Raw genomic sequence first — 22,646 nt, 5'->3', positions numbered from 1 at the left:
CCTACTCTCTTTCATTGATATGCTTAGCTTAACGAATTCTTAAACTTTGAGCATCCGCCTTAAGTCTCATTGTTTTATCCTACTTTTAGTCACTTCTTATGAAATCAATCCATAATGCTTTAGCCCTTCCAACACACCATTCTCCGTTTTCGCCACATAAGAAGCCTGGGATTTCAATTGATCTGTCCCATCTCGCATTGCTACTCCATAATCTACCAGCTGAAACATACTTAAATCATTATTCTGATCACCGAAGGCATAGGTTTCTAGTTGTGTACCTGACATCGAGGACAAGAGCTTTTGGATGGCGGTTCCTTTTGAGACCGTTTTCGGCAGGACATCAATCGCTAATGGAGCAAAACGAACGGTATCTGCAACGGATGCTAATTCTGCGCTTATTTTTTTCTCCAGCTCTTCATTTAAATAGAGATTCATAAAATTAACCGGGTTCTTATGGAAAAAATTAGGCGAGATTGGAATCTCCTGAATTCCCATATAGGCGATGTGCTCTTTTACAACATCCGATAATCGATTGACTGCAAACTCCCGTTGATTAAAGTAACCTGCCGCTAGACGATTTTCCTTGGCAATCGCTAAAATTTTCTCAATTTCTGATGCTGAAAATTTTGCGTTCTGGATTGTTTTGCCGGCTAAACGTACATAGCAGCCGTTAGATAATACGAAGTGCTCCGCCTTTAGTAGCGTTAATAGCTCCTTTACTTCATAATAGCTGCGACCCGTTGCAATGATTGGCAGTACCTCATTTTCTCTTAGCTGGTCAAAAGCGTCGAGCGTCTCCTGATCCACCCGCAGGCTTCCCCCTGAACACAATGTCCCGTCTAAATCAAAAAAAGCTAGTTTCTTCATGTTTGTCATCCTTTCAAATACTCTTGATTTATATGAATGCACTAACAAGCCCATCAGACAAAAAAATCCGAGAAAAAAGTCAGTGCATTACAAATACACTGAACCTTTCCCCTCGGATTTTTTATATCAATAGGTGCCTTTTACAGATTAGTAAAAGATGAAGCCCTCGGTCACAGTCCTCAGTAGAATGAGCGGAACCCTAGCTCCAGTTTTCCAGTTCATAAGCAATCATACCATTTCTTGAAAGATTGACGCAATATCAACTTTAAGAAAGCTGTCTTGATTTCTAATACGCTATTTCAAATTTTGCTGCATAGGACGAATTCGGGGTCTATTCTTGACTATTCTAAGAAGCTGATCACGACGCTGTTCTCTTTTTGATAAAAGTTCTGAGATCGTTAAAATCGCTGCGCTTTTTGAAGTTAAAACATTTTATAAAAAATACTAGCTGAAGCTCATTTTTTTCGCATTTGATTAACTGCTTCAACAAAAGACCTAAGCAGCAAATACTTCACTGTTTAGGTCTTTAGAATTACTCTTTTTTTCTATAATAAATGGTTCCAGCAATGATAAGAACAGCTACGCCAACCACCAAGTACCATGAGTTGCGGGTATCATTAGTTTTCGGGTAACTTCCTATTGTTGTTCCTGAATACTGCTTAGAATTGTTTGCTTGATTTGACGATTTTGGTACATCAGCTGGTGGTAATTTCTTATTCACAAACTCTCCAACATTAACGATTGCTGGTTTATTTTCTTCAGCTGATTGAATAGTAAATTCTCGTTTCTCTTTGTTGATTGTATAGCCAGCTGGAGCTTCTTTCTCCATAAAGTAATAGTCGCCAGGCGAAAGATTTTTGACTAAGAGTTGTCCATTTTTATCAGAAGTATACTCTCCGACTTGTTTTCCATCAGCATGATACAGTCTAAAGACTGCTCCTGCCAAGCGTTTTCCTTGATCTGAGACCTTTGTCATTTTGACGCTGCCCTGATAATTGATAAAATCTTCAAAAGTGATGGTTTCAAGTTTTCCTGAAGCTTTGTCGCTGATTTCAAATGAAACGATCTTTTTGTTCAAGATAAAATTCTTCGGTGCTTTCGTTTCAACAAGTTTATATTTACCAGGAGCTAGTCCTGTCGCAAAAACTTTCCCTGTTTTATCTGAGATAAGCGTTTCAACTGTCTTTCCTGATGCATTTATCACCGTTTGAACTTTGCCGTCTTCATCGCGAATCTCGAACTCCGCACCTTGGAGTGCCTTGCCGGCTTCATCCTTCTTCAGCCATTCGATTGAGCCTTGATAATTGATAAAATCACCTAAATCAATTGGCTCTGGTTTTCCTGTTTGTTCGTGAATCTCAAATGGATGAGGTTTGGTGTCTAAGACATAACCCTCAGGTGCTTTGGTTTCAACAAGTACATATTTTTGCGAGGCTTTCCCCTCTAGGTCAATTCCTTTAAAGTAGATTTCACCGTTTTTATCAGTAACTACGGTTGTTGTAGATTGACCGTCTCGATTGGTGACAGAGACCGGATCTCCTGTTGGCTGCTCCTGATCATCTGTCTTAAAGATTTGATATTCTGCCCCGGCTAGAGCTTCTTTTGCTTCATTGATTTTCCGGCCAATCACTTCTACTTGATAATTTTCAAAATCTAGATTGTCGATGATCGGGTTTTGCTCATCGTTTTCCTGAACCACAAAATAGATGGGTTGATCATTGACGATATATCCCGGTGCTGCTTTGGTTTCAACAAGCTTATAATTTCCGGCTCCAAGGTCTGAAATATCAAGAATCCCATTTTCAGGCGTGATCACTTTTCGTACATGTTGCTCTTCGCCATCAACGATTCGGTAAAGCTCAAATTCTGCGCCTGCAATCGAACCGCCCTCACCCACTTTTGTGATTTGCGCTCTTCCGCGGAAATTCTGGAAATCACCGACATCAATAATCGCTGGTTTTTCATCGGCAGCTTTAGGTACTTCTATTTTGATCAAGGCTGGATTGATAACGTAATCAGAGCCTTCAGTAACGGTTGGCGCTTTTGTTTCTTGATAATAGTACGTTCCCGGTGCCAAATCCTCAAAAAGAACGTTGCCGTTTTTATCACTTTTAGCTGTTTTTACCACGGTTTTCATATCATCTTTGTAAAGAGTGAACTCTGCCCCAGATAAGCCTTCCCCATCGGTATTGCGTTTCGTTAATTGGACAGATCCTTTGTAGTTAATGTAGTCAGCTAATTCAATGACTGGAACCTTGCCGTTATGGGACGATTTCACCGTAAACGTGACTTTCTTTTCATTTAATAGATAGCCATCTGGTGCTTTCGTCTCGACAAGCGTGTAATTCCCTGGCGCTAGGTGATCGACATGAACCTTTCCATCCTCACCTGATTTAATTGATTCTTTATTTACTTTTTGATTCGCCTCATTGTATAAATCAAACGCGGCTCCTGCAAGCGCCTTGCCTTCTTTATCTTTCTTCATAAATTCAACAGAACCTTGATAGTTTACTAATTCTAAAGGAGAACCATTTGATTGCGTCGTCACTGTTTTGGGTTTTCCGTGAGCAACTTCATCTATCGTAAAAGGGACTTCCTTATTGTTAAGAATATAGCCTTGTGGTGCTTTGGTTTCGACAAATTTGTAGTCTCCTGGTGCAAGTCCTATTATGGTGACTTTTCCATCTGCTTGTGAGACCAAAGGCTGTGAATTCACTTTCTTACCATTACTGTCTAAAACATCAAACTCTGCGCCTTGCAGCGGGTTGCCTTCGCTATCCGTTTTGATTAATTCAGCAGAACCTTGATAATTTTTATATTTCACATTGATCGTCGGTATTTGATGGTTGCTGTTTCGATAGACCACGAAGGTTACAGGATCATTGTTCAAAATATAGCCATTGGGTGACTCAATCTCGGTAATCCGGTACAGTCCTAGCGGCAAACTATCAATTTCTAAAATCCCCTCACTATTTAAGCGATCAGGATTCAATTCAACTGGTTCCCAAAGTGAGTGATTCGGCATCAAATTGCTAAAATGTTCTAGTTTAAAGCGAGCACCTTCTTGAATGTCTCCGCCAAATTTGATGGGGTTTCCGTCAGCGTCAGTCTTTTGCAGGATGACTTTGTTGCGCTCATTCGGAATCGTCATCACTCCGGCATTTTCAGTTGAAGTACTGTCATCAATGGTGATTCTCCGACCTTCCGTTAAATCGGTTGAGATCGTAAAGCCTTTCGGTGCAGCTGTTTCAATCAATAAATACTCACCATAAGGAAGATTCCCAAAAATAAGCTGTCCGTTTTCATCAACTTCACCTTTACGCAACAATTGAGTTTTTGAGGTATTCCAAAGTTCAAACTTAGCCCCTGCTAAAGGTGTTTTTCCGTCTGCTTCCGTCTTTTGGATCACCAGCTTGCCTTTTTTACCAGACGCTGAACCGCCACTATGATTCAGTTCTACCGTGACATCTTCGCCATCACCACCAGAAACAGTCTGCTCATTGTCGCCTGTTACCGTAATTTTGTTTGAAACAGTATCTTTACTTCCTTCAGAAGAGGAGGTGATATAGCTGCGGTATTCTAGCTGATAAGCGGTATCGATTTTGTCATTCAGCTTGATCGTCATGGTTTGTTTGCCAGTGACATTATCTGTGGTGATTTCTACGGTGTAATCCTTGTTTAATTTCAACGGTTTATCATAATTTGGCGTAATGGTGCCATCTTCTGCGACGGTTGTTTCGTATAATTGGATGGAATCTTGATCAATCACCTGATTATCAGAGGGTTCATCTTTGATCACCACATGATCAAGCGTTGATTGGGAAGGATTGATCACTGCATGCCAATTGACATAATCAGGATTTTCACTATCCTGTTCGCCGGTTTTTTGTGCATACTTCCCACCATATTTCACGCTGACCTCTCCGGTGACATCACGATCATCGTCATTGTTTTCATAATGTGCGACATTGGTGTATTGATTCGATCCTTCGACGATCTTCCCTTCCACAGAGGTGTCAAATTCGATTAAATACGTTTCATCTGAACCTTCAGGAAAATCAATTTGCAGCAGCTGATCATTGGAAGTGCTAGGTTCAATAATCTTCTTCATCTCATCATTTACGACTTCTTCAGGCTGCTTCTTCGTAACGGTGCCATCTTTCTTGACCTCAGCCTTGTAAATCTTCAACGAACCATCGACGTAATCTTGATTTTCTTTTATCTTATCCTGCAGCTGTGCGTGCGTCAGGATATTATGACTGAGATTCACTGCAATCGTCCAAGTAATATGCTTCGTTTGAGCATTATAGATCCCACTTTTTTGAGCGTTTAATTGGAATGGATCATGAGGTTTGAAGTCTTTGTCGTCATCAGAAGTATGCTTCCCGCCATTTTCATCTTCCCAATCAGCCTGCATTTTATTTTCAAAATGATCTAACTCAGGATTATTTGGGTCCAATAAGCTCACATCAAAATTCGTCCGATAGTTGATTTCTAATTCGGACTCCGTTGGATTGTAATCTCCTTTAAAAACGACTTTAAAGCCCATCTCATTCTTTCCTGAGCTATCACTTAATAACTCAAGATCATAATCTTGTCCTGGTACCAATACACGATTCTTCGTTACATCACGAATTTCAAAATCCGGCTTTAAATCTTCTTTGATCGCCATTGATAGACCTGGTATTGGAGAATAGGTATCGTTTAACACTAGGTTTTCCATGTAATAGTGATTTTTATTGACATTGATCTTCCAGCCAACTTTTTTGTCCGCGTAATCGATATCTGTAATATTTTTGATCACGTTTTGTTGCTGCGCTGTTCCTTTGTCACCATCTGTTTGTCCCGTGCCCGTTGTTACATTATTTGTTACTTGAGTAGGATCGGAGACAATGCCGTTCACCTTGGTTTTGTACTCGACTCGCACCGCTCCGTCGACATCATTTAAAAATTTAATGACAAATCCTTCACCATCAGGATTGGGCTCCAAAACATAATCTTTTCCTTCAACTAAAGCTTCTCCCTTGATCTCCTTTCCTTTTTTATCGAAGGTGATTGGATAAAGCTTGATTGAATCATCGATAAGGTCCATATTTTTACTAATGGTATCCGTAATGATGGCATCACCTTTAGCGATATTCTTCTCGTCATAGTTGTATTTGATCGCCCAGCTGAATTCCTGATTATTGGGGTCATAATTAACCATATTTTTTTCAACTGGCTTTCCGAATGTGTTTGTCACAGTTGCTTTGGCATCGATTCCATCGTCATCATTTTTATCAGTTAACTGTGCGACGTTAGTAAAGCTGACTTTCCCGCCATTCTCTGGCTTCGCTGAATCCTTGATATCTGTTTGATAAACTAAACGATAGGCTTTGTTGGTCTCACCTAAAATCGTGATATTACCATTTTTATCAACAGTATATTCATCTGGACTAAGTTCTCGACCTACTTCTTTGATGGTCCCGTCGAGATCCATTTCTAATTCCATTACTTTTACAGATTTATAGTCAATTCCTTCCGGCCATTTTTCTGTAATCTTCGGATCTTCCAAATGGTTCATGGATTGATTAAAGTCGACTGTCCACTCGACACTACTAGGATTTGGTGTCCGATCAAAGTGTCCCTGCTTGTCAATGGATTGCTCCGTATCAGGACGGATTTCAACATTGACAGGCGGCAAATCATCCTCCACCGGATAGTGAATGGTGATATCACCGGGGCCATCAATATGCTCTTTTTTGAATTCCGTATCAAAGTAAAAGCTGCCGTTAATATCACTTTGATTTTTTACCTCTTCCGTAAATTCAAAACGAATATTTCCGTCTTGATCAATGGTATATTTGGCGTAAACTTCCCCTGCTTCGTTTTTCAGCTCACCGACTTGTGCCTGCTTAGGCTTCAGTTCTTCAGGTAATTTGAAATCAAAGTAATCGCCTGGTTCGATTTGCTGACGCACATCTTCTGGGATATTCCAGGTATAAAACGCCCGAACGGTTGTGTTAGATGTAACCGGCGGGGTGACAACATTGCCATCCTTATCCAAATAAACTAAATTCGAGCTAGTCAAAATCGTTCCTTCACCATTCGGAAAATACTCTCGAATATCGGTAGGGCCGTCAGCCCGCGGCTTAGCTTCTGACTGAGTGGATTCTGTTGTCGCTGCTATTGCTGATTCAGTCGCTTTCGTTGGTTCTTTCGATGAATCAGGCTCTGTGTTTTCTGCTTTGCCAGTTTCTGAAGAGCTCGTTGTTATTTCGTTTGAACTCGCTGATTCAGATGTAGTCGCTTGTTCAAACGTATAGGTCAGCTGCTGTTGCTCATAAGAAATATCCAAGGAAGATAGCCCTTTTATATCCTTAAGATCTACATGAATGGTTCCTACTCCAGCAACATCTCCTGGAATAATAAGCTCTTGATCGTTCTCTATTTTTAATGCTATTGATTTTCCAGCTATTTCTATAGTCGCTTGCTGAATCACTGATTGAGAGAGCTGAACTCTGCGATCTTCTTGCCCCTCTTCTAATGTAAGCTGAACGTTAAGTTGATTCACATTCTGTCCTTCCAAAACATTTTCAAGCTTTATTGCAGGTTTATCCTCGGCAAACACTGTCAAAGGAGTCAGTGAGTTGATCAAAATTAACAAGGTCATTAAGCCATATATTAATTGGTCAATTATTTTTTTTCGCTTCATTTTCACACCTCTTACTTCAAATTTCTTAAACTGCCATTTCTATTTATAGCAGATTATTTTTTCAGAAATTTTCAAAAATGAAGCTTTCATAGAACACTTTTTGAGAGACTAAATTTTTTGTTTTTCCTTTGAAATCAAATCTAAAACCTGTGTTAAACGATTTAGATCATTGAGCTCCAAACGTCTGCCAATAACTACTAGCTGAGCTTGTGGATAAACCTTTTTTAAATCTTTAAAGGTACCTGTAGTCAGTAAAATATCCACTTCTTTCGTGTTAGCTGAAAAAACATCAATAAATGTCACATTGTACAAATAGTTAAAGTGTCCTTGCAGTTGTTCGATGTAATTTTTGATCATCAGATTGGGCATATCGCTTTCGACTAAAACGGTAATGGGCACTTCATATTTACACGGGTTTTCCAAGTATAAAGCATTTTTCAGATAAGGAATCATTAAAAAAGCGACTTCTAAAAAGATTGGATTTTTTGATTCTGCATACAATTCTTCAATAAATCGGCGCATTTTTTCTGTCATTCGCGGATAGCGTTTTTGGAAAATTGCTTTGTACGTATTCCCTGTCATGTCGGTATTGAAGCCTTTAAAATATTGCGCAAAAAAATGACTGCTTAGTATATAATTTCGGAAGCGTAAAAATTCTGCTTCTTTAATAGGAAAGAACTCTTCCTGAAATCTTCTGACCATCAAATCCGTCGCTGAAAAAATTGGGGTATGCTGCTGAGCCTGCTGTTGATACAAAGCATTGATCAATGGTTCCTTAAAAACATCGATCGTTTTAGACATGGCCAACCAAACGAGGAAAAAGAAAGGAATCTCAGAATGCTTCGTGTTGATTACACCTTGAGATGGACTAAGCTGCTTTTCAAAAATAGGATACAACGTATTAGAGGTAATCCTCTTTTCTAATTCTGTAGGCATTTGGAGAATATTACCCTTACGAGTACGAATGACTGCTTCTGCAAAAATATAAGCCAGCTGCTTTTTATAGGCATAAGGAATATTGGGATAAACGGTAAATTCACTATCCAAGATTTCTTCAACATATCCCTCAAGCATTTGCTCATTGATAAAGGGAAAGGGCCAACTGCTTCCACGATAAATACTCCAGAAAAAAATCACCATGATCATGCGAATCTGATATTCTTCTCCCTCCAACTGAAAAGTATCACGACTAATTTTAACCTTATAACGAGATAACATCCGGCGAACCTTCGCTAAATCTCTTCTCACTGTCGATTCACTGGTAAAGTGGGCAAGCGCATAATGGCGCACACTTTGAAACTCATCCATAATCAATGTTTTTAAAAGAACGACTGTGGGGCATTCCTGCACAATCTCAGTTACTAAGTTATATACATCTGCGTCTATTGCAACCGTCAGACGAATCCCTTTTCCTTTTGATAATTGCAAAGAAAAATTCTCTGAATGAAGGTCTGCAACTTTTTCAGCTAGACTATTTATGATGCTTAGCGTGGTCCGTTTGCTTAAGTCTAAAGCTTCACTTAGCCACTCTCGTGTTACCCAATAGCCATTTTTCTCATTCAATAATAAAATCATTCGCCGCTGAAGAAAGGTCTCTCGATCAAATAGCTCTTCAAAATAATCTTTTTGTGTTGTTGGCATCTTTATCCCTCTTTTTTTAAAGAATCATCTATTTTAGAATAAGCAAAAAGTTAAAAAAAGAGTATTACAACGCTCAAAAAAAATCACGGATTACTCCGCGATTTTTTTGTTAAGGCATATTCATCCATACTGGTTCAAATTGATTGCCGTCCAAATCGGTGACTTCCAAACTAAACATTTGATCCTCCGGCATGTTCATATCCACCGAGAAATAGTCTCCACCATTGGCCTTTGCTGCTTCAGCAATTTTTTTCACTACATCCGGACTCTCTACAGAAAAAGCGGTTAACGTACTGCTTTCTTTTTCAGTGTCTGCGATCCTTTTATTTTTCAAGAACAGATTATAAAAATCATATTCTAGTAGCATAATCCAAAATGTATCATCCCACATCATCGAACTGGACTGCTCATTAGAAAACTCCACATTCTTCTTAAATCCTAGTTTCTCATAAAATTCGGTCGAAGCTTGCACATCTTTCACTGGGTAATTGGTAAATACCATTGCTGCCATCTCGTTCACTCCTTTGAATTTTCGTCTATTATGCAAGAATATCGAAATTAAAGCAAAGAAAGCGCTTGTATTCCAGTGAACGAAATATATTAATTTTTCTCATCTAACACCAAGGATCCAGATTACATAAAAACAGTCATACTCTTTTTTGAATACAACTGTTTTCTTAAGCTTTTTTATAACAAATCTGCGATCCATTGATAGGCTGCTTCTTTTGATGACACAGAATCCAGCATATTAAAAAAATCTGGTCGATCAATCAGTGCCACCAGTTCAGCCAGTGCAGTTAAATGTCTTTTGCTGTCTACCGCCGCTAGGGTAAAAATATACTTCATTGGTGTTTTCCCTAAAATTTTTATCGGCTCCTTAAGTACCGTTATTCCTAATCCCACCTCTTTCGCTCCATCTTCAGGGCGAGCATGAGGCAACGCGACATGATCAGAAATAACCATGTAAGGCCCTTCCTCGTATGTCGTTTGGATGATCTTGTCAATATAACGTCGGCTTACGATTTCTGCTTCGATCAGCGGTGTCGCGGCTACGTAAAAAGCTTCCTCCCAGCTATTTGTCGCAAGGTTTAACTGAATAAAAGCCGGAGAGAGAATATCTGTAAGGCTGAGCTCATCTTTGCCTGAAACACTTGGTAGAATATCTTCTGAATTACAGATTCTAGGCTGCTTCAACCGCCTTTTCAATTCTTTACGTAATCCGATCTCATCCTTTATAGTCGTGAACCTATCAATAATTGCAAAAAGCTCTTCAAATTGATAATCCCCCGATAAGTTTCCAGGACCGTTTTGAATCTCTTGGACCAAGTTGTATTTTTCGTCAATCGTCATAATCGGATTCACTGTATAGACCGGCTTTTTCAAAGAATAAAGCCGCATATTAGGTACAGTAGTGAAAATCATGTCATAATCCTGTTTTTTCTGATAGATCTCATTTGTCTCTATTGGACCAATAAAAATCATATCTGGAAAAAGATTCTTTAACTCATTGTAAATAATTGCCGAGCTTCCGATACCATTCGGACAAACAATAATACCGACCTTTCGCTTCACTTGGTATTCATCATTATTATCAATTAAAGAAGCAAAATGGATGGTTAAAAAGGAGATTTCCTCATCAGGAATCATCGTTCCGAATAGATTCTCGATTGGCTTCATCGTTTCCTTAACGATTTGAAATAAATCTGGGTATTCTTGAATAATTTTTTTACTCAGAGGATTGATAATCGGAAGATGAAAAAACAATCGATAGTAAGCTGGACGAAAGTGACTGTATACTTGCTTTTTCACCGTTTTTTTATCTTTAAAACGAATACCCGACAAGCGTTCAAAACGATCAAAGATTCTTTCTACTAATTCATTAATGATAGAAGAATCTGGCGCTTCTTCGTTAGCATCCCCAATAGCCATGCCCAGCATCCAGCCACAAATATAAAGTATGGCGTATGGATTGTCGATTGAGAACTTTGCAAGCAGGCTTCGAGAAAAGCTATACTCCTTCATTTGGTAAAACTTCTGGAAATTGTACCTCTCATAAAACTCTGACCATTCTTTGGATAAATGCGGCAACAAAAAAATCAGCATGTAACTAAATTCCAGCAATCGATTTTCCACCAATACAATGGAATAATGTTCCAATTCTGCAGCAATCTGTCGAAAGACTTTCTCCTTCTGGATTGTCCCTTCGTTAAATAAAAAGTAATCCCAAAGAAAGCTGCCATTATCTGAACGTAAATCCTCTAGCACCATCTTCATTAATTGATAGCGCAAGACCGATTCATTACCAGCCAGATAGTAACCCTTTTTCCGATTATATTTGATTTGAATATCAAGAGATTCCAATTCTTTTTCGACTTTTTTCAAGTCATTGATAAAAGTAGTTTTTCCAATATCCAATACGCCTAAAAAATGATTCACCGATAAGTATTCTTCATAATGATAGAAAAGCATCAGATAAATATATTTTTTTCGTTCCTCAATATCCATCTCATAGTATCGATAAACATGATCGCTAGAGAAAAAATCAACAAAAAACAGACGACTTGCTTCTGACAAATGATAGTTATTTCCATCAAAGTAGACAGGAGGAAGCCCTTCATTCGATAAGGATTCATTGATTTTAGTGATGACGTAATCGACTTGAACGCGTGACAAATTAAGCTGACCTGTTAAATTTCTTTGAGAAATAATAGGTTTTTCAATCATTTTTATCAGTACTTGCCGTGTTCGCTGATCAATTTTGTACACATCCATTCCTCCTGTCTAAGTAGATTAACCTGCTGAAACTTTCTGACGCAATTGTCTAGCATTTTCCGCGATTTCTGACTTGGTTCCTTTTGACAATAGTGTCCCGATCCCCATACAGTCGACACCTGCTTCAAGCCAATCAGACACATTGTCAATGGTGACTCCACCTGAAGAAAGCACGGGAACTTGCGGCATCGGTGTTTTAATAGTAGAAACGATTTTTGGTCCAATGAAAGATGAGGTAGGAAAGGCCTTGACCATATCTGCACCCGCCTCAAGGGCCTCCACGATTTCGGTCATCGATGTGCAGCCCGGCATGTAAGGGATCTGATAGCGATTACACAACTTTGCCACGTCTATGTTGAAATTAGGAGCAATGATAAACTCAGCTCCTTTTAATAGTGCTTGACGAGCCGTCTCGCTGTCAAGCACAGTTCCAGCTCCAATGACTATTTTTTCTTGGTAAATTTCTTTTAATTGTTCGATAATGTCACCAGCATTATTATTCGTATAGCTGATTTCTAAACAGGAAATCTTTCCTTCAAGACAGCCATCAACGATTTCTTGAGCCCGTTCAATTGTTTCTACTCGAATAATCGCCATTAATTTTTCTTGATACAGTCGAGATAACGTCGTTAATTTTCGCATTTTAGTTTCACCATCCCTTCAATTTCCTTGTATTTTGATAGTGTTTCGCAAATTTCAGCGTCAAATTTTGAAGAAACTTTACGAACTGGATTTTTTGGTGTTCCTACAGGAAATCCGATAAGCTCTAAACTATGCTTAAGAACACTGGGAACAGTCGCTAATTTTAGAATACCTCGAAAATCATTGATGCTTTCTTGAAGAACTTGAGCTCGCTCCATTTTATTCTCAAGAAAAGCCTGATAAATTCCTAAATCAGTCTTTGTTAATACATTAGATGTGGCAGCCACCGCTCCATCTACTCCCATCTGCAAAGCTGGTAAAATCAAGGAATCTGATCCTATCAAAATTGAAAAATCCTCTCGATCATTCGTCTCTAAGTACATTTGAATATTTTCTAATTTCCCGCTACTGTCCTTAATTCCGATAATTTGCGGAAGCTGGATTAATTCCTTAAAGACAGATTCATTTATTGATAGTTGAGTATTTGCAGGAATATTATAGAGAATCATTGGAAGATTGGTATTTAAGGCAATCGTTTGATAATGCTGAATCAGCTCTTCATCGCTTAGTTTGATTAGATAAGGAGTGATTACCGAAACCGCATCGACACCAAGCTCTGCAAATTGATTGGTTACTTTAATCACTTCTTCTGTAGAGATCCCGCCGGAGCCAGCAAAAACAGGGACTCGACCAGCAGCTTCATCAACTACGATTTTTACCAACGCTAATTTTTCTGCTTCGCTAAGCGCATAGAATTCTCCATTTGTACCAAGGACAAATAACCCGTGAACGCCATCATTGATCAACTTGTTTACTAGCTTACGTGTCGCAGCTTCGTTAATTCCGTCCTCTGATAATGGGGTCACCATCGCCGTAATAATTCCTTTGATTTTCATTAGAGTCCAACTTTCTTTCTATTTTTGATTGATTCGCCTAAGGCACCGCCTGGATGCCACTGGTAATATTTATCTAAATCTAGTTGTTCTTCTTGTTGTAATAAAATAGAAAGACATTGCAAGACAATGATTTCAGCAATAATCGAAATTCTTGGCGGCTTGTTCAAATCATCGCCCTCTTGATTCACTCCCGCTAAGAGAAAAACGGTTGATTGGTCTTTCAACCAAGAATCTTCTCCCCCACTAACACCGATAATTTTGGCGTCTAAACGTTTCAGGGATTCCACTGTACGTTTTAGTTCTTCTGTTTGTCCGCTGTTTGAAATAGCGATCACGACATCGCCCGGCAGTACTTGTCCGGCTGAACCATGAATTGCCTCGGTTGTATCTAAATAGTAGGTCGGTGTTCCGACTGAAGAATTCAGTGCTGCAATATATTCCGCCACATGACTAGGCTTCCCTACGCCTGTTACGTGCACGCGCCCATGCTTTCGTTTTGATTCTGAAATGACTTCACAGGCCTCCACGATTTTGCTTTTATCCATTCGTTTGATGTATTCGTTAATTTCTGGCTGAAGAACATCAATATATGCGTCTAATTTTTTTGTAGTAATTTCCATTCACTTACCCTCTTTTCTTTTTTAAAACAGACTTAGCGGAATCCCACTAAGTCTGCTCGTTTTACATACCAAACAGTGACAACAATTTATCTAGCAAAATGCCCATCACGTTATAGTCGATATTCGGGAAGGTTGATCCTTCAATCCCCAATGTCCCATATAATGGATAGAGAACTGTTGGCAAAAAGGCTAATAATAAGCCAATAACAAATGATCCTACCACTGCGCCTCGCCAGCCACCAGTAGAATTTCCAAAGACCCCTGCTGTTCCGCCAGAGAAAAAGCAGATATGAGCAGCTGGGATGATCACTACCGGAAACTTGAGCGCGACCATTATAAAGACACCTATCAGTCCAGCGGCATATGAAGACAAGAATCCGACAATAACTGCTGTTGGTGCAAATGGAAATACAGTCGGTACATCAAGAGCGGGACGAGAATTGGGAATAAACTTCTCAGAAATCGAAACAAAAGCAGCTGTGATTTCCCCTAAGAACATCCGTACACCTGTCATCAGGATCGACATGCCGGCAGCAAACGTAAAAGCTTGAACGAATGGGAATACTAACCAGTGCTGAGAACCCGCAAGCTCTTCCACAGCTGGACGTCCGGCTTTTAACGCAGAAACATAAAATAAGATCAACATAACTGCCGAAACACCCATTAAGAAATCACGGAAAAATGATAGCCATTTAGGAAAATTAATATGCTCTGTTGTTTTTTCTTTGTGTTTGCTGAATAATTTGCCAATATATCCAGATAAGGCATAGCCGATCATATTAAAATGACCGATCGCTGTCGCATCACTATCTGTTATCTTACGCATAAAAGGCTGACACAGCTCTGGTAATGCAGCAGAGAAGAATCCTAATAGTAAGCCTCCGATAGCAATTGCCGGAATATCTGCTACATGATGCGCCTTCAAAATCAATGAAAGTACACAGGCGAAGAATAAACTATGCCCCGTAGTGAAAAAGATATTTTTAAATGGAGTGACTCGAGCAATCACTAGGTTCATGATAAAACCGACAATCAGCGTACAGCTAGTAACAAATGCATACTCGGTTTGAGCTAAGGCCGTCGCCGCTTCGGGAGAGGCTACAACCCCTTGAATATGAAATCCACTTTGGAATAGCTGATTGAAATTTTGCAGAGCAGCAGTCATGATCGATCCGCCCGCGCAGAAGACTAAAAACCCAATAATCGTTTTGAATGTCCCTGTTAAAACCTCTGTTCCGCTTTTCTTTTGAGCAACAAGCCCAATAAATGCGACAAACCCTAACATGACCGCTGGTGTACTTAAAAAGCTGATCAAAAAATCCATTGTTTATTTCCCTCCCATAATCGTCTTATCCTAAATCGGCTAAAACGGCTTCTAATTTTGTTTTGATCTCATTTTTATCGACGATGTTTCCAATACCAATAAGCTTATAGGGTAAATTTTTCTGGGCTAATTCTTCGGCAACGTCTGGCAGCGTAATAATCATTTGTCCGCCAAATCCTTGAACACCATCTAGAGAAGAATGCTCTACCTCAATGGGGAAATTGTTGGCTTTGATTACCTCTATTACTTTGATTTTTAACATTAAACTTGACCCTACTCCTGCTCGACAGGCTACTAACGCTTTATACATAATGACGCTCTCCTTTTCTACTGTTAAGTTTTTTTATAATTAGTTTCGCGAAAACTATTTTTTGTTTCTGATTCATTTAGTAAATAGAAATCTTCTTTTATTCTTTTCTAAAATAATTGATGAACTCTTGAGTGGAGGATACCTTTTCTAAAAACTGAATAAACTCTTTTTGACTTAACAACTCCGCCAGCTTTGACAGCAATTCAACGTGTTCATTGCTTTCTTTTGCACTAAGAGGGAAAAGATATTTTACGGGATCGTTGGTCTCGTGTCCCGAAATAACAGGACGCTTCAATCGAACAAATCCTAAACCCAGCTTATTTGCACCATCTGCTACTGGTGCATGAGGCAGCGCAATGTTTTTGGTAATCACGATATAGGGTCCTGTTTTTTGATATATTTGAACAACTGACTCGACATATCCTTTTGTGACTGTTGCTCTTTTTACTAAAGGATCAAAGGATTTTCTTATCGCCTCCTCGAAGTTTTCAACTTCTAGATCAAGCTGAATATATGATTCTTCAATACTTTCATGCAGCACTTCTTTCACCTCTTTATATATATTTCCTTTACATCTCCACTATATTTGAGAGCGAATACATCCGCAATGCCGAGTCGGTTCGCTTTATTTTTTTAATGGCATAAGAAGTGAACCGTCTGAATAATTTAACAGCAAAGAAATCTGAAAAACTGAATTTTCAATGGCATTCGGTCTCTTTGATCCCATTTTGGTTCATTATTTTATTAAATGTCCAAAAAAATCGGTCCAACTTTTACGATAAATGAATGATCACAAAAAAGACCAACTAATCATTCATTAGTTAGTCCTGGTTGTCTAAATTCAATTATTAAGCTTCTCTATGAAAAAATAATAAAATCTTCTTGATTTGCTTGATTGATCATGATTCCTTGAAGCATTTCCTCATACATACGCTGCAATGCTGGCTGTTTCAAAATACGAAAAATCGAAATGGCTTGTTCACAGTTTTGTTTCCCTGATTTTAAGGAACCTGAGATAATTTTTACCCAGCCTTGGTAAAACAGTAATTTTGTACTATTTAATAAATCCCCCTGATCGTGGAGCAATTTTTCTGTTTCTACCAGTACCTCCTTTGCCCACGTCAGTTTTTGAAAGTTGATAAAGGTCGCACAGGTACCAAACAATAATTCAAATTTCATCCGTTGCATCAACTGAACTCCAACCTCCTTCTCTATCCGCGAGACAGCCGTTCGCAATAGCTGATGGACGGTCTCAACGGGAAAGCTGAATTGGAAAAAACGAAAGAGGAGGACTTCAAAAACGCCCCAATTCTCAACATTATATAAATAGGTGACCACCGGTTCTGACAGTGTCTGTAATTCGTCAAAAAAAGTGTTAAGCTTGATTGGTTCCTCTTGCTCACGCCGATCATTCAATTGATAGCACAGACGTAATAACTGGCATAGCAGCTTTAGAAATTTTTCGCCTCGTTTTTTTTCTGTGAACGTTTGACTCAATTCCCTCATCTGATGAACGCCTTTATTGAAATCACGTGATGCATTCACTTCATCGTTGGATTTGAAAATCTGGTTTAAATAGAAGGTAAATTTTCCTGTCATAAAAAATGGCTGCTCAGACAGGTAATGATAAAGCTTAGGTTCTGCTGCTTGATCGCGCAAATAAAGGAATTCCTCTAAGGAAACATTGATTTGTTCCAATAAATGCTCTAAGCGATAGAAACTAATATTCGAATTTTCCTTTTCAAATTTACTGATAAAAGATACGCTGTTGACCTCATCGGCGACATCCTGCAAACGCAAGCCACGGTCTTTGCGTAATTGACGAAAAAGCTTCCCATCCATCCTTCTTCCTCCTCCATAAAGGTCATTACTAAATTCCACTATAGTAGAATTATTAGTTAGCTACAGTGTAAATTATCTATGCTTAATGAACAAGACTATTTATTTTTTTCATACGATTCAAGCAGAACACTAAAGACTATTTCCTAAAACCATACAAACATTATTTGAGGAGTGATTTTATGAGAAGCGCAACGATGGAAGATCTATCGGAAATTGTAAATTTTATTTATGAGCGATTTTCAAACTTAGAGCATTTTAACTTTTTAACCGAGCATATGGACCATTCAGAAGAGATTTTGAAGAAATTTATTGAAACAGAACTTCTGCTTTTTTTTAAGCATGGAAAGGTTCAAATCTATGGTGAACCGATTGTCGGCATGATCAGCAGTATTCCGTCGAAAAAGCTCACTTTGTTTCGCCAGTTTCTGTACTCCTTGCCTTCTAGAAAAATCTTAAAGGAACTTCCTGTGGAGGACCGGAGACGGCTCTTAAAAAAGAACAAGCTAGTCGCTGAAATTCATCACACGCTTCCCTGGCATAAAAAATATACCAAAAACAGCTATTATATTGCTCAGATCGCAGTCGCAAAAGAAGCCAAAGGCACTGGTGTGATGCGCAAGCTGCTGACACCGATCTTTGCAGACTGTCAAACGCAGAATATGGATATTGTGCTGGAGACAATGACCGAAGCAAATGTCCCAATTTATGAACATTTCAGGTTTAAACTAGTGGAAATCCACCAAAGTCAGAATGTTCCTTACGAGGAGTATTGCTTGATTAAACGAGCTAAGAAAAATTAGAAAAAGAACTGGCTCTTCATTGATAGATTAAGAGCTAGTTCTTTTCGTTATGCTTAAATATTTGCTAACAACGGGCACTCGTTTTCCTCTGCAACGCCCACTTTTTGCATTTTCTGAACTCTTTTACGATAAATCAAAGGAGAGATACGATATTTCTGTTTGAAGCGCTTACTAAAATAAGCAGAATCATTATAGCCGCATTGAAAAGCAATAGTTGTAATTGAAAGATTCGTTTGATACAAAAGAATCGCCGCCGTTGTTAAGCGCAAATCATTCAAATAGTGACTGTAGGACAAATCCGCAGCCTGAAAAACCTTTTGCAGTGTTCTGATCGAGATCTGGCAATAGGACGCAGTCTGCTCTAACGTTAACCCCGCATCCTGCAAATTTCTGCGCATAAAATCTGTTGCCACGATTAAAAGTTCATTATAGTTTTCACTGGCTAAAAAGGGCTCCGCTTCTGGCAGCCAATCACAAAAAAGCTGAACGAAATGCTTTAACAGCACGCGATTCTCTTCTTCAGAACAAGAAACAAATTGATCCGCAAGCTGAAAAATCATTTCCAACAACACCCGTCCCATTCCTTTTTCTGCACTAATAATTCGGCTAGACATCAAAGTGGGCAGCAGTCTTTTTGTCTGATAATCTTTTTGAATAAATAGATTAATCCCTTCAGTAGTTCTTTCTCTTTGATATCTGCTGGTTGCCTGCAAATCAAAAATTCCGATGGTGTAATCCTTTAAGATGCTGGTCTTTTCTCCATTCGAATGACGTTCAAATCCCTTTTTGATAAAGCGAAAACCTATATAATCATTTTGATCTTTTGAGCGACGAGTAAACATTCCTTGCGAACGATCGACAATACTGTGGGTCAGCACCATGTGATCCAATTGATAAATTCTAGAGACAGACAGTGTTTCTTTGGGACTATTAATCGTATATTGAAAGTTCAGTTGAGATAAACCATTCGAATAGTCCTGCGACTTAGAAAACTGAGAACAATGGACTCCTCGTTCTGTCATCGGCTCTTCCGCTCCCCTCGCGTAATAGTTATATTCCTCAGGCGCTAAAATCATAGTGAACTTCGTCAGATATTCTATACTTAAATTATACTATTTGTATAATATTTCACAACTCCATTTAAAAAAGCGCTGCCTTGCTGTTTTATGCTTCAATAATGCAGCAAAAGGATAGAACGCTTGAAAATAGATCCATAAAAAAGAAAAGGAGGAATTATTGTATGACGTCAAAATTTGAAAGTTTGTTTTCCCCTTTGAAAATTGGTCCTGTTGAAATTCCCAATCGGATCGCCATGATGCCTATGGGTGTCTTTTCCCCGCGCTTGCTGAATATGGAAACAATTGCTTATACCAAAGAAGGAGCCGATTACTACATCGAAAGAGCTAAAGGCGGCACAGGCTTGATCATTACTGGCTTGATGCCGGTGGTAAACAATATGGGCTTTTGTATTCTAAGTAATCCTGAAGGTTATGTCAGAGATATGAAATATTTAATGGATGGTGTTCATGAAGCTGGCGGGAAAGTATTTGTCCAACTAACGGCGTTGACTGGTCGTGCCAATCATGGTTTAGTCGGTATCTGCCCTGCTCCTGCACCCATCCAAAACGTTTGGGACCCGACAAAAACCGATCGTGGCATGTCGAAAGAAGAAATCAAAGAATATATTGAAAACTTTGCCAAAGGAGCAAAATTGGTTCAAGAGGCTGGTGGTGACGGTGTTGAAATCCACGCGGTCCACGAAGGCTATCTGCTGGATCAATTCGCGATTTCCTTCTTTAACCGACGCACTGATGAATACGGCGGGTCGTTAGAAAATCGGCTGCGGATCATCAGAGAAATCGTTGAAGCTATCAAGGGTGCCTGCGGGCCGGACTTCCCTGTTTCAATGCGTTACAGTGTGAAAAGCTATGTCAAAGACTTTAACCGCGGCGCGATTCCAGGAGAAAAATTTGAAGAAAAAGGCCGTGACTACGAAGAATCTTTCATTGTGGCAAAAAAATTAGAAGAATTCGGCTACGATATGCTGAACTGTGACAACGGCAGCTATGACTCCTGGTTCTGGGCTCATCCGCCAATGTATATGCCAAAAGCCTGCAATTTAGAAGATGTGATGAAGGTCAAAGAGGTCGTTTCGATTCCAGTCGCTTGTGCCGGCAGATTTGATGATCCAGCATTAGCCGATCAGGTAATTGTCGAAGGAAAACTAGATATTATGGGGATGGGACGTCCATTATTGGCTGATCCATATGCGCCTGTGAAATTCTCCCAAGGCCGCTTAGATGATGTGCGCCCATGTATTTATTGTCATCAAGGCTGCTTGGGAAGGATTTTCCAATTCAAGGATATCTCCTGTGCAGTCAATCCAGCTTGTGGACGAGAAAAAAGCTATGCCTTAACTCCTGCTGCGACAAAGAAAAAAATCTTAGTCGTTGGCGGCGGACTTGGTGGGATGGAAGCGGCTCGCGTTGCGGCGATTCGCGGACATGCCGTTGATTTGTATGAAAAAACCGACCAGTTAGGCGGTGTATTTGTCGCTGCGGCAACGCCTGATTTCAAAGAGGATGATCGGCATTTACTGGATTGGTACAAGAAACAAATGAATGATCTAATGATAAATATTCATCTGAACAGCGAGGTTTCCCCTGAACAGACACAAACCTATGATGAAGTATTTGTTGCCACTGGTGCAAATGAACGCCGATTAGATACGCCAGGCTTTGACAGTGAGCACGTGACCTACGCTATTGATGCCTTACGCTACAAAGAAATCAACGGAGAAAACATAGTAGTGGTAGGCGGCGGCTTAACCGGCTGTGAAATCGCTTATGATTTAGCTAAAAAAGGGAAAAAGGTCACTATCATCGAAGCCAGCGAAACAATCTTGAATGCCTTTGGTTTGTCTGCTGCCAACTACAATATGATGATGGAGCTGTTAGATTACTACCAAGTAACTGTTTTGAAAAATTCAGTTGTTGATAAATTTGCCGATGGTACAGCGTATGTAACAGAGACAGTCAAAAACTATCCAAATGTCGCAAATCGTGCACAGCACATGTTTGCTCTCGGTGTTCAAGGAATGCCAAAGGCTCATGAGATTCCAGCCGATGACATTATTATTTCTGTCGGCTATACTCCAGATGATGCGTTATATCAAGCAATTCAGGCAGACCATGTTCATTTGATTGGTGACGCGAAGAAACCGACCAATGTAATGGACGCCATTTGGGAAGCTTATGAAGCAGCGATGAATGTGTAATTAAACGTTAAAAGGGAAGCTGCAATGACTTCCCTTTTAACATTTATTTTTCGTTTGTTCCAGCTTCTGCGTAGGCTGTATTCCCAACTTCTTTTACTTTGAACTTCCCATCTTTATAAACGATTTTGGTAACACTGGCATTCGCTAGCTGACCGCCTTCTGGAGTTTCCTCTGTCATATCCGAGATCATTGATAATATAGACATTCCATGGGCAACAACGAGAACATTTCCGCCTCCATCTTCGGCAGTTTCCTCAGCAATTTCTATTAGTTCCTTTTGCATCCGTTGTCTAACACCGTCCCACTCTTCAGACATCCCCGATTTATCGATTTTTTTCAACGCACTCAGCATTTCTGGAACAGTGGCTTCTCCAGAACTGATAGCTTTCATGAAGTCTTCATATGAATTATAGCCTAATTCTTTTCCAGCATCTCTCCACATCACTTCATCGTGTTCGCCTTCATAGGACCCAAAACAAACTTCTCGCAAATTTTTACTTTCTTTCACTTGAAGATCAGATTGTCCATTATTTTTAAGCGCTAGTCTTGCAGTCTCACGTGCACGGCCAGCATCGCTTGAATATGCTGATTTAAAGGTAATCTTCTTTTCCTTCAACCCTTTCCCTAGTTGTTCGGCGACTTTCACACCGTCATCAGTCAACGGTGTATCTGACCAGCCTTGCGCCCGATGGACCGCATTAAACATAGTCTTTCCATGACGTGTCACGTATAACACTACTTCGTCAGTTTTGTCTGTACTCGCATTTGAATCGCTTGTCTTGGCTCCACTGGTACTACAGCCAGTCAGCATCAATAAAATGATCGCCAACAAACTAAAAATCCCTTTGAAATTCTTACGCATTTCTTTTTTCTCTCCTTACATGGCTAATTGATTTTTATCACTAATAGTTTCCAATAGAATGAATGTCCCACTTCTTCCCCCTCTCCAAAAAAGAAAACC

The 22,646-nt window shown here is 39.5% G+C and carries 16 protein-coding genes; 2 read left to right on the top strand and 14 right to left on the bottom strand.

Annotated features, from left to right (window positions below):
* Positions 1-96: 96 nt before the first annotated feature.
* From IGI52_RS20360 to IGI52_RS20305, 12 genes are all read right to left on the bottom strand, one after another.
* Entirely contained in the window at positions 97-867 is a 771-nt protein-coding gene (locus IGI52_RS20360; RefSeq protein WP_048717756.1) for a Cof-type HAD-IIB family hydrolase, read from the bottom strand.
* A gap of 532 nt (positions 868-1,399) precedes the next feature.
* Positions 1,400-7,561: a SpaA isopeptide-forming pilin-related protein gene (locus tag IGI52_RS20355; RefSeq protein ID WP_438782318.1), complete on the bottom strand. Its 6,162-nt coding sequence runs from the start codon at positions 7,559-7,561 to the stop codon at positions 1,400-1,402.
* 108 nt (positions 7,562-7,669) lie between these two features.
* Complete coding sequence (locus tag IGI52_RS20350) at positions 7,670-9,202, bottom strand: helix-turn-helix domain-containing protein (protein WP_438782317.1); 1,533 nt, start codon at positions 9,200-9,202, stop codon at positions 7,670-7,672.
* A 109-nt stretch (positions 9,203-9,311) separates the two neighbouring features.
* Positions 9,312-9,713 carry a VOC family protein gene (locus IGI52_RS20345; RefSeq protein WP_016178491.1) on the bottom strand — a complete coding sequence of 134 codons (402 nt, stop codon included), beginning with the start codon at positions 9,711-9,713 and terminating at the stop codon, positions 9,312-9,314.
* Positions 9,714-9,889: 176 nt separating this feature from the next.
* Positions 9,890-11,974 carry a BglG family transcription antiterminator gene (locus tag IGI52_RS20340; RefSeq protein ID WP_438782316.1) on the bottom strand — a complete coding sequence of 695 codons (2,085 nt, stop codon included), beginning with the start codon at positions 11,972-11,974 and terminating at the stop codon, positions 9,890-9,892.
* 18 nt (positions 11,975-11,992) lie between these two features.
* Complete coding sequence (locus tag IGI52_RS20335; protein ID WP_438782315.1) at positions 11,993-12,616, bottom strand: bifunctional 2-keto-4-hydroxyglutarate aldolase/2-keto-3-deoxy-6-phosphogluconate aldolase; 624 nt, start codon at positions 12,614-12,616, stop codon at positions 11,993-11,995.
* Positions 12,604-13,512, bottom strand: coding sequence for a 4-hydroxy-tetrahydrodipicolinate synthase (gene dapA / locus IGI52_RS20330; RefSeq protein WP_438782314.1), 909 nt, complete (start codon positions 13,510-13,512; stop codon positions 12,604-12,606). The genes IGI52_RS20335 and dapA overlap by 13 nt, the downstream gene beginning before the upstream one ends.
* The gene (locus IGI52_RS20325) at positions 13,512-14,132 is read right to left on the bottom strand and encodes an SIS domain-containing protein (protein ID WP_144325895.1); all 621 of its coding nucleotides are present in this window, start codon (positions 14,130-14,132) and stop codon (positions 13,512-13,514) included. Before IGI52_RS20325 ends, dapA begins: the two co-directional genes overlap by 1 nt.
* A 61-nt stretch (positions 14,133-14,193) precedes the next feature.
* A complete protein-coding gene (locus IGI52_RS20320; RefSeq protein ID WP_438782313.1) occupies positions 14,194-15,456 on the bottom strand; it encodes a PTS ascorbate transporter subunit IIC in 1,263 nt (420 codons plus the stop codon).
* Between the two features lie 25 nt (positions 15,457-15,481).
* Positions 15,482-15,766: a PTS sugar transporter subunit IIB gene (locus tag IGI52_RS20315; RefSeq protein ID WP_016178497.1), complete on the bottom strand. Its 285-nt coding sequence runs from the start codon at positions 15,764-15,766 to the stop codon at positions 15,482-15,484.
* Positions 15,767-15,863: 97 nt separating this feature from the next.
* On the bottom strand, positions 15,864-16,307 hold the full coding sequence (locus IGI52_RS20310; protein WP_102866520.1) for a PTS sugar transporter subunit IIA: 444 nt from the start codon (positions 16,305-16,307) through the stop codon (positions 15,864-15,866).
* 317 nt (positions 16,308-16,624) lie between these two features.
* A complete protein-coding gene (locus IGI52_RS20305) occupies positions 16,625-17,608 on the bottom strand; it encodes a helix-turn-helix domain-containing protein (RefSeq protein ID WP_438782312.1) in 984 nt (327 codons plus the stop codon).
* A 179-nt stretch (positions 17,609-17,787) separates the two neighbouring features.
* Between IGI52_RS20305 and IGI52_RS20300 the strand changes: the two genes are divergently transcribed.
* Positions 17,788-18,408 (top strand): GNAT family N-acetyltransferase, encoded by a 621-nt coding sequence (locus tag IGI52_RS20300; RefSeq protein ID WP_438782311.1) that lies wholly within the window; start codon positions 17,788-17,790, stop codon positions 18,406-18,408.
* A gap of 53 nt (positions 18,409-18,461) precedes the next feature.
* Here IGI52_RS20300 and IGI52_RS20295 read toward each other — a convergent pair whose 3' ends face one another.
* A complete protein-coding gene (locus IGI52_RS20295; protein WP_438782310.1) occupies positions 18,462-19,430 on the bottom strand; it encodes a helix-turn-helix transcriptional regulator in 969 nt (322 codons plus the stop codon).
* 218 nt (positions 19,431-19,648) lie between these two features.
* Here IGI52_RS20295 and IGI52_RS20290 point away from each other — a divergent pair, with 218 nt between their 5' ends.
* On the top strand, positions 19,649-21,685 hold the full coding sequence (locus IGI52_RS20290; protein ID WP_438782309.1) for an FAD-dependent oxidoreductase: 2,037 nt from the start codon (positions 19,649-19,651) through the stop codon (positions 21,683-21,685).
* Positions 21,686-21,728: 43 nt separating this feature from the next.
* Here IGI52_RS20290 and IGI52_RS20285 read toward each other — a convergent pair whose 3' ends face one another.
* Positions 21,729-22,547, bottom strand: coding sequence for a histidine phosphatase family protein (locus IGI52_RS20285; protein ID WP_438782308.1), 819 nt, complete (start codon positions 22,545-22,547; stop codon positions 21,729-21,731).
* Between the last annotated feature and the right edge of the window lie 99 nt (positions 22,548-22,646).

Source organism: Enterococcus sp. DIV0187 (assembly GCF_051713785.1).
Taxonomy (GTDB): domain Bacteria; phylum Bacillota; class Bacilli; order Lactobacillales; family Enterococcaceae; genus Enterococcus_A; species Enterococcus_A avium.
This window is presented reverse-complemented; position numbering and strand designations above follow the sequence as displayed.

Excerpts from the sequence above, each read along its gene's own strand:
- IGI52_RS20360 (WP_048717756.1), bottom strand. The coding sequence starts at position 867 with ATGAAGAAACTAGCTTTTTTTGATTTAGACGGGACATTGTGTTCAGGG.
- IGI52_RS20355 (WP_438782318.1), bottom strand. The coding sequence starts at position 7,561 with ATGAAGCGAAAAAAAATAATTGACCAATTAATATATGGCTTAATGACC.
- IGI52_RS20350 (WP_438782317.1), bottom strand. The coding sequence starts at position 9,202 with ATGCCAACAACACAAAAAGATTATTTTGAAGAGCTATTTGATCGAGAG.
- IGI52_RS20345 (WP_016178491.1), bottom strand. The coding sequence starts at position 9,713 with ATGGCAGCAATGGTATTTACCAATTACCCAGTGAAAGATGTGCAAGCT.
- IGI52_RS20340 (WP_438782316.1), bottom strand. The coding sequence starts at position 11,974 with ATGGATGTGTACAAAATTGATCAGCGAACACGGCAAGTACTGATAAAA.
- IGI52_RS20335 (WP_438782315.1), bottom strand. The coding sequence starts at position 12,616 with ATGCGAAAATTAACGACGTTATCTCGACTGTATCAAGAAAAATTAATG.
- dapA (WP_438782314.1), bottom strand. The coding sequence starts at position 13,512 with ATGAAAATCAAAGGAATTATTACGGCGATGGTGACCCCATTATCAGAG.
- IGI52_RS20325 (WP_144325895.1), bottom strand. The coding sequence starts at position 14,132 with ATGGAAATTACTACAAAAAAATTAGACGCATATATTGATGTTCTTCAG.
- IGI52_RS20320 (WP_438782313.1), bottom strand. The coding sequence starts at position 15,456 with ATGGATTTTTTGATCAGCTTTTTAAGTACACCAGCGGTCATGTTAGGG.
- IGI52_RS20315 (WP_016178497.1), bottom strand. The coding sequence starts at position 15,766 with ATGTATAAAGCGTTAGTAGCCTGTCGAGCAGGAGTAGGGTCAAGTTTA.
- IGI52_RS20305 (WP_438782312.1), bottom strand. The coding sequence starts at position 17,608 with ATGGATGGGAAGCTTTTTCGTCAATTACGCAAAGACCGTGGCTTGCGT.
- IGI52_RS20300 (WP_438782311.1), top strand. The coding sequence starts at position 17,788 with ATGAGAAGCGCAACGATGGAAGATCTATCGGAAATTGTAAATTTTATT.
- IGI52_RS20295 (WP_438782310.1), bottom strand. The coding sequence starts at position 19,430 with ATGACAGAACGAGGAGTCCATTGTTCTCAGTTTTCTAAGTCGCAGGAC.
- IGI52_RS20290 (WP_438782309.1), top strand. The coding sequence starts at position 19,649 with ATGACGTCAAAATTTGAAAGTTTGTTTTCCCCTTTGAAAATTGGTCCT.
- IGI52_RS20285 (WP_438782308.1), bottom strand. The coding sequence starts at position 22,547 with ATGCGTAAGAATTTCAAAGGGATTTTTAGTTTGTTGGCGATCATTTTA.